General features: G+C 45.5%; 15 protein-coding genes. 13 read left to right on the top strand and 2 right to left on the bottom strand.

Going from position 1 to position 13,098, the window contains the following annotated elements:
- Nucleotides 1–14 precede the first annotated feature (14 nt).
- The 3 genes from ACLWBB_RS06605 (at nt 15) to ACLWBB_RS06595 (ending at nt 3,160) form a co-directional block, all read left to right on the top strand.
- Complete coding sequence (locus ACLWBB_RS06605) at nt 15–1,523, top strand: MmgE/PrpD family protein (protein WP_413290821.1); 1,509 nt, start codon at nt 15–17, stop codon at nt 1,521–1,523.
- A 68-nt stretch (nt 1,524–1,591) separates the two neighbouring features.
- A complete protein-coding gene (gene prpB, locus ACLWBB_RS06600) occupies nt 1,592–2,494 on the top strand; it encodes a methylisocitrate lyase (protein WP_413290820.1) in 903 nt (300 codons plus the stop codon).
- A gap of 129 nt (nt 2,495–2,623) precedes the next feature.
- Nucleotides 2,624–3,160, top strand: a complete 537-nt coding sequence (locus ACLWBB_RS06595) for a hypothetical protein (protein ID WP_413290819.1) — start codon at nt 2,624–2,626, stop codon at nt 3,158–3,160.
- Between the two features lie 81 nt (nt 3,161–3,241).
- Here ACLWBB_RS06595 and ACLWBB_RS06590 read toward each other — a convergent pair whose 3' ends face one another.
- Complete coding sequence (locus ACLWBB_RS06590) at nt 3,242–4,075, bottom strand: hypothetical protein (RefSeq protein WP_413290818.1); 834 nt, start codon at nt 4,073–4,075, stop codon at nt 3,242–3,244.
- Between the two features lie 190 nt (nt 4,076–4,265).
- Between ACLWBB_RS06590 and ACLWBB_RS06585 the strand changes: the two genes are divergently transcribed.
- The 6 genes from ACLWBB_RS06585 (at nt 4,266) to ACLWBB_RS06560 (ending at nt 9,791) form a co-directional block, all read left to right on the top strand.
- On the top strand, nt 4,266–4,850 hold the full coding sequence (locus ACLWBB_RS06585; protein WP_413290817.1) for a L,D-transpeptidase family protein: 585 nt from the start codon (nt 4,266–4,268) through the stop codon (nt 4,848–4,850).
- A gap of 102 nt (nt 4,851–4,952) precedes the next feature.
- Nucleotides 4,953–6,119, top strand: coding sequence for a bifunctional 2-methylcitrate synthase/citrate synthase (locus ACLWBB_RS06580; RefSeq protein WP_413290816.1), 1,167 nt, complete (start codon nt 4,953–4,955; stop codon nt 6,117–6,119).
- 18 nt (nt 6,120–6,137) lie between these two features.
- Nucleotides 6,138–7,148, top strand: coding sequence for a hypothetical protein (locus ACLWBB_RS06575; protein ID WP_413290815.1), 1,011 nt, complete (start codon nt 6,138–6,140; stop codon nt 7,146–7,148).
- Between the two features lie 12 nt (nt 7,149–7,160).
- Nucleotides 7,161–8,147: an alpha/beta hydrolase-fold protein gene (locus ACLWBB_RS06570; protein WP_413290814.1), complete on the top strand. Its 987-nt coding sequence runs from the start codon at nt 7,161–7,163 to the stop codon at nt 8,145–8,147.
- 9 nt (nt 8,148–8,156) lie between these two features.
- Nucleotides 8,157–8,582 (top strand): hypothetical protein, encoded by a 426-nt coding sequence (locus ACLWBB_RS06565; RefSeq protein ID WP_413290813.1) that lies wholly within the window; start codon nt 8,157–8,159, stop codon nt 8,580–8,582.
- A gap of 108 nt (nt 8,583–8,690) precedes the next feature.
- Nucleotides 8,691–9,791 (top strand): hypothetical protein, encoded by a 1,101-nt coding sequence (locus ACLWBB_RS06560; RefSeq protein WP_413290812.1) that lies wholly within the window; start codon nt 8,691–8,693, stop codon nt 9,789–9,791.
- Nucleotides 9,792–9,794: 3 nt separating this feature from the next.
- Here ACLWBB_RS06560 and ACLWBB_RS06555 read toward each other — a convergent pair whose 3' ends face one another.
- Nucleotides 9,795–10,289 (bottom strand): hypothetical protein, encoded by a 495-nt coding sequence (locus ACLWBB_RS06555; protein WP_413290811.1) that lies wholly within the window; start codon nt 10,287–10,289, stop codon nt 9,795–9,797.
- Nucleotides 10,290–10,469: 180 nt separating this feature from the next.
- Between ACLWBB_RS06555 and ACLWBB_RS06550 the strand changes: the two genes are divergently transcribed.
- The 4 genes from ACLWBB_RS06550 (at nt 10,470) to ACLWBB_RS06535 (ending at nt 13,096) form a co-directional block, all read left to right on the top strand.
- On the top strand, nt 10,470–10,793 hold the full coding sequence (locus ACLWBB_RS06550; RefSeq protein WP_413290810.1) for a hypothetical protein: 324 nt from the start codon (nt 10,470–10,472) through the stop codon (nt 10,791–10,793).
- Nucleotides 10,794–10,871: 78 nt separating this feature from the next.
- On the top strand, nt 10,872–11,996 hold the full coding sequence (locus ACLWBB_RS06545; RefSeq protein ID WP_413290809.1) for an alkaline phosphatase D family protein: 1,125 nt from the start codon (nt 10,872–10,874) through the stop codon (nt 11,994–11,996).
- 92 nt (nt 11,997–12,088) lie between these two features.
- Nucleotides 12,089–12,526, top strand: coding sequence for a Fur family transcriptional regulator (locus tag ACLWBB_RS06540; protein ID WP_413290808.1), 438 nt, complete (start codon nt 12,089–12,091; stop codon nt 12,524–12,526).
- A 36-nt stretch (nt 12,527–12,562) separates the two neighbouring features.
- Nucleotides 12,563–13,096: a peroxiredoxin gene (locus ACLWBB_RS06535; protein WP_413290807.1), complete on the top strand. Its 534-nt coding sequence runs from the start codon at nt 12,563–12,565 to the stop codon at nt 13,094–13,096.
- The last annotated feature ends 2 nt before the right edge of the window (nt 13,097–13,098 follow it).

The following is a 13,098-nucleotide window of genomic DNA, read 5'->3' as shown; positions in this document are numbered from 1 at the left end:
AAAGGACAATTCTGATGAAAAAGCATGCACTTCGTGTTTATCCCTCGAAAGAAAAATTAGACCGCAAAGACCAACTAGCCTGGAAAATGGCCGAGATCGCTTCTGACTCTGCTCCTATCAAAGCAGACGTTTTGGATATGGTGATCAACCGTATTATCGACAATGCTTCTGTGGCTATCGCTGCGGCCAACCGTCGTCCGGTTGCTTCTGCACGTGCTATGGCGCTAGCTCATCCTCGCGCAAACGGCGCGACTGTCTTCGGGATGCCTAATGATCAAAAATTTGACTGTGAATGGGCAGCATGGGCGAACGGTACTGCTGTTCGTGAACTTGATTACCATGATACTTTCTTGGCAGCTGATTACTCTCATCCTGGTGATAACATTCCACCAATCTTGGCAGTCGCTCAGCAAATGAACAAAGGCGGTAAAGATCTTCTTCGCGGCCTTGTAACTGGTTATGAAATCCACGTAGACCTTGTAAAAGCGATCTGCTTGCACGAGTTCAAAAAAGACCATATCGCTCACTTGTGCCCTGCTCAAGCGGCTGGTATCGGAACACTTTTGGGTCTTCCAACTGAAACTATCTACCAAGCGATTCAACAAGCGGTTCACGTATCATTCACGACTCGTCAGTCTCGTAAAGGTGAAATCTCTTCTTGGAAAGCTTACGCTCCAGCACACGCTGCTAAATTGGCAGTTGAAGCTGTGGACCGCGTAATGCGTGGTGAAGGTGCTCCTTCTCCAATTTACGAAGGTGAAGATTCAGTCATCGCTTACATGCTTTCTGGCAAAAACGGAAAGTACGAAGTTCCACTTCCAGAAGTTGGCGAAGATAAACGCGCAATCCTTGAGACTTACACGAAAGAACACTCTGCAGAGTACCAATCTCAAGCATTGATCGACTTGGCTGCTCGTATGAAAACTAAAATCACAAACTTCGACGATATCGAAAAAGTTGTGATCCATACTTCTCACCACACTCACTACGTGATTGGTACTGGTGCGAACGATCCACAAAAAATGGATCCAAATGCATCTCGCGAAACTCTTGATCACTCGATCATGTACATCTTCGCAGTGGCACTTCAAGACGGTGCTTGGCACCATGTTAAATCTTACGAGCCTTCACGTGCTCAACGTAAAGACACTGTGGCTCTATGGCACAAAATCTCTACTGTTGAAGATGCGAAATGGACTGAGGCTTACCACAATGCTGATCCAGATAAAAAACGTTTCGGTGGCCGCGTAGAGATCTTCTTCAAAAACGGCACGACTTTGGTTGACGAATTGGGCGTTGCAAATGCGCATCCAGCAGGAGCTAAACCATTCAAACGCGCGGACTACGTTCGTAAGTTTGATATGTTGACTGAAGAGATCATCACAAAAGACGAGCGCAACCGCTTCGTTTCTTTGGTTGAGAACTTGGCTGATTTGACTCCAGCTCAAGTACAAATGATGAACGTACAAATCCCAATGGATCGCCTTGTGAACAACAAACGCGATACTAAAGGTATTTTCTAATCGGCACATGCCGAGGATGCTGAGGCCCCGCACTGGGGCCGAAGCTGGACTTCACTAAAGGATCAATCATGCTATTTCCAGAAATTACACCAGCTCAAAAACGTAAAAACTTTCGCGATGCTTTGAAGACAGGAAAACTCTTGCAATTCCCGGGTGCATGGTCACCTTTGGTGAGCATGGCGATTGAAAAAGAAGGTTTTGACGGCGTGTACATTTCTGGATCTGTGCTTTCGAATGACCTTGGTTATCCAGACATTGGTTTGACGTCGCTCACTGAAGTAGCTCAGCGCGGACGTCAAATCGCTCGTACTACCAAACTTCCGACGATCATTGATATCGACACAGGCTTTGGCGAACCTATGAGCGCCACTCGCACAGTGCAAGAGATGATCGAAATGGGTTTGGCCGGTTGTCATATCGAAGATCAAATCAACCCAAAACGCTGTGGTCACCTAGATGGCAAAGGCATTGTGGGCACTGATGATATGGTTCGCAAAGTGGCTGCGGCTGCTCGCGGGAAAAAACTGGATGAAAATTTCCTATTGATCGCGCGCACAGACGCTCGTGCAGTTGAGGGCTTGGACAAAGCTATCGACCGTGCAAAAGCCTACATCGACGCTGGCGCTGATTGTATTTTCACCGAAGCTCTTGAAAACGAAAAAGAGTTCGAAACTTTCCGTAAAGCCGTGAAAGTTCCTCTTTTGGCGAACATGACTGAGTTCGGTAAAGGTCGCTTGTACACTTACCAAGAACTTTCAAACCTTGGTTACAACATCGTGATCTATCCTGTGACGACATTCCGTCTTGCAATGGGCGCGACTGTTTCTGGTCTTCACGAAATCAAAGCCAAAGGCACTCAAGAAAGTCTTTTGGATAAGATGCAACACCGTAAAGACCTCTACACACTGACTCGTTATGAAGAGTACAACTCTTTCGACACGAGCATCTTTAACTTTACTATTAAGAAGTAGCCTCCTCAAGGTTCTGTTCCAAAAGAACCTTGCGTGACTTGAGAACACCAGCCTAGACCAGGTTCCGAGCCGTTATTGAAATAACTCGAATTCTATAGAAAAATGCCTCTATAAGCATGGAGGCTTTATATGTCCATTCTGAAAAGAATGATCCTTGTTTCCTTAGCTCTGTCGTCAGTCCTTGTGATCGGTTGTTCTAGCAATGACGAAGGCACTGGCATGCGTGGCGGAAACTCTAAAGATCCGAATCGCAAACTTTCTCCGGATGAACGCTGGCCTGAAGAAGGCAGCTTCTCTTATGACTTGACCGGAATTAACTGTGACACCAAACAACAGTTTTATAGAAAAGCCGACTATTGCGTGACTCTTATGGATCGCGAAAAAAACAATAATTGCGCACTAGAAACTCGCCAGAGTATTTACACTGCAAATTGCGGCAATGACTTTGATGAAACCAACATCCAAGCAGAAGATTGGACTGGTTGGGATGCCCGCTTAAAACTGTCATGCTCTACGGCCGTTCCACCAAGCAGATATATACCGACACTCACCGAATACTGCGTTTTCTTGAAGAACGAAGCGCTTCACTCGAACTGTCACTGGGACAAGCGTTTTGCAGAATTCAAAAGCAACGGCTGCCGCGGCAGTTTCTCAAACGCTCCTTAACAGATAAAACCAAGACATTAGATACAAAAAAACCCGCAGCCTTCAAAACTGCGGGTTTTTACTTTTTAAGATTCAAAAATCTTACTCTTCGCGGACGTCTTTCAAACCTGAAGAACCATTTTGACCGAAAGCAAGTCTTGCGATCTCTTGGCACTGTTGAGCAACGTCGACGATGTCACGGCCTTGGATACGGCCGAAAACGATTTGTCCTTCATCAAACTGAAGGTCATCATCCATGTGGCAAGTCGCTGTCGTAATACGACGTCCTTGGTTGTTACCTAAAACTGGGTTTTTGATACCGCCAGCGCCATTTGGATGAGCGCCTTTCGCAACTTCACGGCATTGATGAGCGATTGAAACAAAGTCTTCGCCAGCAATCACACCCACGGTGCGCTGACCGTAGTCGAACTGAGCATCGTCATCCACATCACAAGTCGCTTGCACAAAGTGCGCAGGCTTGTTCAAAACTTTAATATTGGTAATACCTGACGTGTAATTGCGACCACGAGTCGAAGCAAGCACACGGCATTTTTCAATCAACTCACGAACATCCGAACCACGAAGAACACCCGCTTGATTTTGGCCAGGATCAAATTGCGCATCGTCGTCTAACTCGCAAAGTGCTTCAAGCTCGACACGACCGCCATAGTTTGGTGGACGAGTTGGTGGTGGAGGCGGAGGCTGAGGACGGCCCGGGATACGAAGAGCGTCAGCCAAAGAGCGATCGACATAATCCAAACGTTGCTGGATCTGTTGCACAGCCTGTTGAAGGTGTGGAGGCAACTGACGTTGAACCTCTTGCAGCTCCATACGCGAAGCTCGCACTTGATCTAAACTTTGCGATACCAACACGTCGTCAGCGGCTAAAGCTTGGATTGAAAAACCAGTGATTAAGATTCCTAAAAACGCTCTCATGAAATTCTCCTTGTTTCTAAAAAGCACCCGGATGTTGACCAAAGCAAGATGAGGGCCAGGCATTTTCGGCACAAACTGGTGTCACAGTGGCCACTGTTCCCTTTTCGGACCAAATTTTGGGAGCTGTAAATTACCAAGCTGCTGTTTTGTATTGTTGCCAACGTGGCCAAGGGTTGTTAGTCCACTTTATATGAAAAAAATTGCAAAACTCTTTCTAGGATTGGTTCTGGCGCTGCCTGTGACTGCGACAGCTGCTGACAACATCTGTAACTATCAGGACAAAATCCAAAAAATGCCGTTCATGAGCGACAATGATTTCAAGAGTTTCCTCTACTCTGGCCAAGAAATTGACCAGATTTTGGTGTCCAAAGACTACCGCCGTATTTACTTCCTTAAAGATCAAAAAGTCATCCGCAGCTACCCAGCTGCTTTCGGCTTCCCGCGCGGAGCTAAAAGATTTCAAGGTGACCTCAGAACTCCGGAAGGCGTCTACTATATTAGTAAGAAAAAGCCCGACAGTGCTTACACGTTGGCGTTGGAAGTTTCCTACCCGAATAAGCAAGACATCGAATATGCTCGTAGTCGCGGCAAATCTCCGGGTGGCGATATCATGATTCATGGCCTGCCTAGCAATCGTGCAGACTACAACCGCATCGCATTGATCCACCCAAAAGATTGGACGCTTGGCTGCGTCGCGGTTAACAGCCAGCAAATTCGCGAGGCTTATGACATCACAGCCGTTCGAACTCCAATCACCATCTGCCCGATGAAATAGTACTCTCTGACGCTTGGCTTGAGTCTTGACTCGATTCCGGCGGCGAAATAGCTTGGTTCCTCAATAAGCATATTGTTATGCGTCGCAGCTTAAGGAGGAACCATGGCTGAATATATCAATCCCGATTACGTTCCAGAACCAGAAAAGATGAACGTTAAAAAAGGTCTCGAAGGCGCCGTCATCGACACCTCTTCTGTTTCTAAAGTAAATCCTGACACAAACTCATTGATCTACCGTGGTTACCCAGTTCAAGACTTGGCTGAAAATTGCTCATTCGAAGAAGTGGCTTACTTGATGTACAACGGTGAGTTGCCAAATGCGACTCAGCTTGCAGACTTCACGAAGAAAGAACGCGGCTATCGCGAAATTTCTAAAACTCTTTTGAACGTCATCAAAGCTTTGCCACCAAAATGCCATCCTATGGATTCAGTCCGCACAGCTGTTTCTTTCCAAGGTTGTGAAGACACTCGTATCTGGGATTCAACGCCTGCAACAGACATGGATAAAGCGATCCAGTTGCTTGCGAAAATTCCAACAATGGTTGCTGCCGACTACCGTTTCAAAAAAGGTTTGGATTTCATTCCACCAAAAGCGGACTTGAGCATTTCTGAGAACTTCTTCCACATGTGCTTCGGTAAAGTTCCACAAAAAGAAATCGTAAAAGCTTTTGACGTGTCTTTGATTCTTTACGCTGAACACAGCTTCAATGCTTCTACATTCACTTCACGTGTTGTGACTTCGACTCAATCTGATCTTTACTCTGCAACTGTTGCGGGTATCGGCGCATTGAAGGGTCCTTTGCACGGTGGTGCAAACGAACAAGTTATGCACATGATGATCGAGATTGCAGATGCTAATAAAGCTGAACAATGGATGATCGATGCACTTGCTCAGAAGAAAAAAGTAATGGGCTTTGGTCACCGCGTTTACAAATCTGGGGACTCTCGTGTTCCAACCATGAAAAAATACGCACAAATCATGGCAGATGTAACTGGTGAACAAAAATGGATGAAAATGTACAACTCACTTGAAAAAGTGATGGTAGAGAAAAAGAAAATCTATCCAAACCTCGATTTCCCAGCGGGTCCTGCTTACTACATGATGGGTTTTGAGATCGATTTCTTTACTCCGATCTTCGTGATGGCACGTACTACGGGCTGGTCTGCTCACATTATGGAGCAAGCAGCAAACAACCGTATCATTCGTCCACTTAGCGAATACATTGGTGCAGCTCAACGTAAAGTCGTTCCACTTAGCGAACGTAAGTAATCCCTAAAGGAGGGGTTCATGAAGCATGTTCTATTAGTCGTTTTATTATTAACAACTCTGGTATCCTGCTCCAAATCCTCCTCCTCCGCTCCCAAAGCTCAACCACCCGCTGGCAAAGATGGCGTGCAAGAGCTTGGGAACTCCAATGTAAAATACATGACCCCTGGCGATGCCGTGACGGCCTCGAACATTAATCACGGGGCTTTGGCTTGGGAAAAAGGCAAAGACCTGTTGGTCGTGTATAGCTTCCATTTAGGTGAGAACCTTCAAGGGGCTTTTACCCTGAATGAACTTACGATCGGCAAAGAGGCCGTTAAAAAACTTCCCGCGGGCACATGTCCGTTGCAGAGTCTGACTCATCGTTGGTTTGTTTCTCGCTTTGGCGTGGACACTCCAGTTGTTAGCGGCAAAGAAGTCTCTTTCGACGATATGTCGCTCCTACATCTTGAGATTGAATCTCGTTCTGCTCCTCAGTGCGAAAGAGTTCTTTATGGATTCAGCGTTGTCGGCAAAGGTATTCAAACAAAACCTCAGCCAACACCGGTACCAACTCCAACTCCTACGCCAAAACCGACTTTCCCGGATGGATCTGAATCGATCGTTTTGGTGAAACCTACCCTTCTTGAGAACTTTAATATTTCTTACGAAGGTAAAGACACGAACACTTTCAAATACAAAGTCGTTATGAATGTTAATGGTTCTGAGTTTGGCAAAGACGTGGTTGTCGAAAAAGTTTTTGTCTCTGTCTATGACAAAGTCTTTAAAAACTATGCAGCTCCATGGACTGAAATCGCGAAGGTCGAGCCGGCAGGTGTGTTACCTGGCGAGTATCGCCTCGAGTTTACTTTGGATCAGTTCTCTGCACCGATGTTTATGATTAGTCGTCAAAAAGAACTCGTATTAACTTTTGCAATCAACTCAAACTCTAACAGCCCTCTCCCAATTCGTTCTCTAGAGCTTGACGCTTACTGTTCGGCGCTTCCACGTTCTATTACTGAAATTGAAACCGGCACCGCAGGCTGCAAATAAGAGGAGAGAAATATGTTACGTTTAACTTCAATCATTCTTGCTATTGTTTGCTCTGTGTCTATGGCATTTGCTGCTGGTGGAATTGACGATCTTTTTCCACCATCAAGCCCAACACCAACTCCTCCTGGAAAACCCGAGGAAGGAGGGCCTTCAAAGCCAAAACCGACGCCACCACCTGCGGCCCCTGTATTCCCTGGTACTTGTAAGAACATGGCTTTGCCTTCTGGAAAGACTTTGAACTATTGTGTTCACAGCTACCAAAAGGACCAGATCCCGCAAAATGTTATCTATTACTTCCACGGTCTTAATGGCAAACCGAGTGATTTGGCTCTTTTCTTAGATGCTAGATCGCCGTTTTACTCGGTTATTAAAACCGTCCAAGACAGAGCTCCGATTTATGTTGCATTGTCTTTTGGCCCGCGCGAGAGCATTCCTGTAGAACCTACGGGTGATGATCCAGCGACTTTGCGTGATCTTGTCGATGTCGCTATGCCGGCAATCGAAAACGATTACATTTTTTACGGCATTCGCCCTGCTCGTCACCTGATTGGCATGTCACTTGGCGGATACAACGCACTCACAGTCGCGGCACTTCGTCCGAAGGTATTTACTAGTGTGATGGCGATTTGCCCGGCGTTGATTGATTTCAATCCGTTTGAGCAAGCAGAGGTTACTAATTATATTTCAAGAGGCGGCCCGTGGATTCAAACTCCTTTGGTCACTGATATGATCTCGGCCATCAGAACAAAATTCAAAACAGTCGATGTTTGGAATGGTCGTAACCCTATGTCGCAAATGCGCGCCGGAAAATACAGAAATGTGAATCTGTATCTTTCTACGGGCGATCGTGACGAATACGGTTTCTTTGAAGGCGCTGAAGCCTTTGCAGCAGCAGCTCAGCAAGCGGGATCGCCGTTGGTCTATGAACCTACAAACGGCGGACATTGCACAGCGGACCTTCGCTCTTTCCAAAGCTTCTTAAGCAACGCTTTGAAGTAAAGGTTGCAGATGACAAAAGCAAAAATGGTCCTTAAAGGAGTTTTAATCTTACTACTCCTTGGCGCCGTTTTTCGCTTAGGCATTTACGAATTTTTCCGCGAATATATGGCGAAGGCTCGTGAGTCTGAGGCAAAGACTCAGCTCTCGTCTTTCTACACAGCAGAACAAGCCTTCTATGCTGAGTTTAAAGAATATTCAGCAGATCATGCAAAAATAGGCTACTCGCCCGAAGGGCAATTACGCGGGAAATTCTACTATTCTCTCGATCAAGTACCCGTGGAAATTGCCTCGAAACTTCCTTCTGAAGCGAAGCCTTATTTTGAAAAAGACGCCTATCGTGTGCTGTGTTTGATGGCCTACGATGAGACCCTGGTGGCCTTTACGATCGATCACAACAAAGTCCTCCAACGCTTTGATCTCAGCCAAGCAAAGTAAGCCCAAGAATGACCTAGGCTGCCCTAGCGTCCACTTCTTCGACACCTATCTGTCCTCAATAAAACCCTATTGTCATAGACGTGGTCTTTGAATTGCTACTCTATGCTTATGATGAAAACTCTCTTAAGCACTCTTATTCTATTTCTATCGTTAAATGCCTCGGCTTTTTCTATTAGCAGCGAAATTGCGGAGCTGAATAAGACCTATGGTCGCTCTCAAGATTACCCTATCCTTGTTTTAGATAAAGCCGACCTGAATGCGTATATCAAATCCTTGAAGATCGACAAAAGCCTGAACCAAGGCGAGCAAGAGCGTGAACTCATCAAAGCGCTGATGATGTATATTTATTCTCGCTTTAATTACAAAATGAACCCAGCAGACGCTACAGAACTTATTTCTTATGCGACAGAGCCTGTGCGTGGCGCTTCTGCGATGCCGTTTTTCGTGGATAATATCCACCACAAAATGCGTCTTTGCTTAGTTCTGCCAACGGATGTCGAACCAGATCATATCAAAGAAATTAAAACGATTATCGGAGCTGATGATCAACCTCAGCTTTTTAAAAACTTCGACATTCAAAAGGCTGCAACTCTGATGACGTCTGAAGAGCTTCAGCTTTTTACGATTTATCACGAGCTTTCTCATTGCTTGGATCAAAAGTATTTGCCTGAAATGTATGAGGCCGAAACAGATCCTTGGGCCGTCCACCGTGCCGAGTCCTTTGCAGAAACCAACGCACTTTTCATGATCGCGCAACGTAAGGGACTTAATAACCTTGCTTACCCACGCAGTCTTCTTAGAACGGCATACTCTAAAATCTATGGTCCGTTCCTAGCAAACACGGAAGGCTCACCATTTACTAATATCGTGGTGAAATCTGCCGGCAGCAGCTACTTCTTAAGTATTCCGATGATGAAGGCTCAAGAAGTTATCTCGAATGAAAATGCAAAAATCCAAGCCATGACATTGGCTCAGACGATCGCCCTTAGTCAGCAAGTGGTTGAAAATTTCGGTCTGACTAAATTTGGTTCTGAGGCTTTGCGCGCCTATATCTCTGAAGGCTCTGAAAAAACTTTGGAAAGATACCAACGACTTGCTTCAAAGAATTCCAAAATGTTTGGCAAGGCCTATGAAGAACTTCTCGTGGTGGATTCGTGGATGAAATCCCTCGACGAAAGAATTCAAATTTGGCCTCGCACAACTCCCTAATTTCTATTTAATGTAGTCACAAGGATACAAAAGCTCATCTTCGTTCATCGCAGGCCCACTGTGAGTCATAACCTCACCGCTTTCGTAATAAATCGTGGCGCCAGCACTCCCCATCGAGTGGCTAATGACTCTTCCGTTACTATAGTACCAAGTCGCACCAACACTGCCCGCAGAGTGGGTGAGAACTTTGCCGTTGTTATAATACCACGTTGAGCCTCTGCTCCCCGCCCCATGCGTCATCACATTTCCATTATCATAGTACCAAGTGGCTCCCGTATTCCCTGCGCTATGAGTAAAGACTCTGCCATTCGGATAATAGATCGTCTGTCCGTTTCCAGTCTGAGCGAATCTGCAAAGCTGACGTACATCACCGCTGATAGGTGCTTCTTTGGCAACGCAGCTATACGTAGTTCCGCCCTTCACAATTTCAAATGAATCACTGGCGAAAACGACTGAGGTCATTGTCAACGCAAGCATGGAAAGCACAAAAAATTTCATGTTAAAACTCCTTTTGATAGTGGTACTTTGGCCCTAAACCTTTCCCTTCAGCAATATGTATTCCAGGACAAGACGACCCCACACTCATTTGATTTTCGATTTGCGTGTGATCGAGCGAAAATCTTTACCTTGTGCGATTTCCTCTCTACTTTGCTCCTTCTTCACAACAAGGAGTTCTTCATGAAATATTTCGTAGCTGCTATCGCGCTATTGGCTTCAACTAGTTCTTTTGCTGCAAATTTATGCACGAAATGGGAACATAAAGAGCGTTTCGTCAAAGCTATCAAAGTCGTCGCTACCGAATACAAAATGACTTACGAAGAGCTTTGCAACAACCCGAACATCTTGGATATCGAGGCTCAACCTTCTCGTATTATCCTTCGTGACGGCACTGTGATTCCTCATGTTCAAGTACAACTTCATCAAAGTTACCAAAGCTGCCTGATCATGGTGAGCGATGTGGATTCAAGCATTGCTAAAAATTATTGCTATTCTGGCTGGTAAGCCGCAACGCTCAAGGTTTAGTTTTTGACTCATCCCCATCCTTTCGATTGAATATTGGTTTAATCAATCAAAGGATGGATGATGAAATTTTCAGCAATGGTTCTGGCTTCGCTTTTATTGATGACTTCTTGTGCCCACCTGAAAGGCACTCCTTCCTCTGAGCCAGCAACTCCAGCCGTAACTCCTGGTAATGGAACGGCAACACCACCTGCTGCGACACCCGCAGCACCTGCCAAAACTGAAAATGGCAAAAGTGCCGAAGTTGCCAAAGCCCCAGCTCCGAAACCGACTGTAAAACCAGAGTCTCTTGATAAACCGGATACAAGTCTTCATCCACGTGGAATCGACTTTGGCGCTACTATTCGTACGATTGCGTTTGGCTCGGGTGCAAACCAAGATTTGCCTCAACCACTTTGGAATGGCATTGCTGCGAACAATCCAGATCTTTTCCTATTCATGGGCGACTCTGTTAAACCTGGTAAAGACGCAAAATCTTTGAAAGCCGCTTACGCAAAGATGGATTTGATTCCTGAATACCGCGCCTTCCGCGAAAAAGTTCCGTTCATGGCGACTTGGGATGACCAAGATTACAACGCAAAAGACTTCGTGAAGTATTGGACGTACGTTGGTAACTCGACTTCTTTTGGCCAAAAAGGAATTTACCACTCAAAAATCATCGGACCAAAAAAGAAACAAGTGCAGATCATCATGCTCGACACTCGTTCTTTCAAAACAGCTCCAGATGATCCGAAGGCCACGATCCTCGGAGACATGCAATGGGATTGGTTTGAAGCTCAGCTTAAACGCCAAGCTCAAGTTCGTATCATCGTGACAAGCTTTCCGTTAATCCCTGCTGAACACGGCACAGACAAATGGGGAAGTTATCCGAAAGAACGTCAGCGCTTTTTTGATTTGCTCAAAAAAACGGGCGCTAACAATTTATTTGTAGCAAGCGGTGATCGCCGTCAGTCTTCAATTTCAAAAACCGGTGTGAAAGACTGGGGAATGCTCTTTGAAGTCACTGCCAGCCCGATTAACGAACCAGCGGCTGCCGCCGAAGATGACGCTTCTTTTGAGGGCCAAGGGGCCGCAGTTGAGAGCTTCGGCTATGCCCAAATCGACTGGCAAGGTCGCAAGATGAGTCTTCAGATCCGAGACGGAAGCAATAAGGTTCTCAATTCTGTATCCTTTAAAATCCGCTAATTTCAATGACTTAACGCTTAGTTTAGAATCATTCTAAATTAGAGCTTGCGATATGACAGGTTTAGAATTATTCTAAATCGCGAATTCACGATATGGGGAGTTCCTTCATGAAACACAAAGAGTGTTTAAGTACAGAGGAGATTCAGACAAAGCTGATTGCGGCTGGTGTGCAGCCCACTTTGCAACGAATCGCCATCTGCAAATACGTTTTGTGCGAGGCTGATCATCCGACGGCTGAGCAAGTGAAGGAATGGGCGGAAAAGAATCTTGAGAAGATCAGTCAAGCCACTGTGTACAACACACTGAACACTTTGGTGGATGCTGGAATGCTCAGAATTTTCAAATTCCCCCACTCTGAAAAAGTGATCTACGATAATAACACCCATGATCACTATCATTTTCTTGATGAGGCATCCGGAAGTCTTTACGATATCGAAACTAAAGATGTTTCTATTGAGATGGCTGTGCCTCCCAAGTTCGTCGTGAATTCGATGGAAATTGTTTTAAAAGGCCAAATCAAGGCCAACTAAAAAATTAACTACAACACACTGTTAAAGGAGTATGTCATGTTAGGTATTGGCGAAAAGTTCCCAGAGTTTAAATTGGAAGCCTGCGTTTCTCGCGAAAAAGGTAAAGAGTTTGCTCAAATCAGCAACTCAAACTTCAAAGGCTCTTGGGCTGTTATGTTCTTCTGGCCATTGGATTTCACATTCGTGTGCCCAACTGAAATCGCTGAGTTCAACAAAGCTCACAAAGATTTCGCAAACCGCGAAGCTAAATTGTTCGGTTTGAGCGCTGACTCTCACTTCACTCACTTGGCTTGGAGAGAAAACCACGCTGATCTTAAAGATTTGCACTTCCCAATGATCGCTGACTACAACAAGTCTTTGACTCAAACTTTGGGTATCGCTTCTAAAGCTAACGGCGCTCCTCTTCGTGCAACTTACATCGTTGACCCAGAAGGTATCATCCGTTGGGTATCAGTAAACGATTTGTCTGTAGGTCGTAACGTAAAAGAAGTAGTTCGTACTTTGGACGCTCTTCAAACTGACGAACTTTGCCCATGCAACTGGGAAAAAGGCCAAAAAACTTTGGGTTAGTC

Origin of the sequence: Bdellovibrio sp. HCB337, assembly GCF_047302465.1 — a bacterium.
Lineage (GTDB): Bacteria > Bdellovibrionota > Bdellovibrionia > Bdellovibrionales > Bdellovibrionaceae > JACMRP01.
The sequence above is the reverse complement of the archived record's forward strand: the minus strand, read 5'-3'. Positions and strand labels throughout refer to the sequence as shown.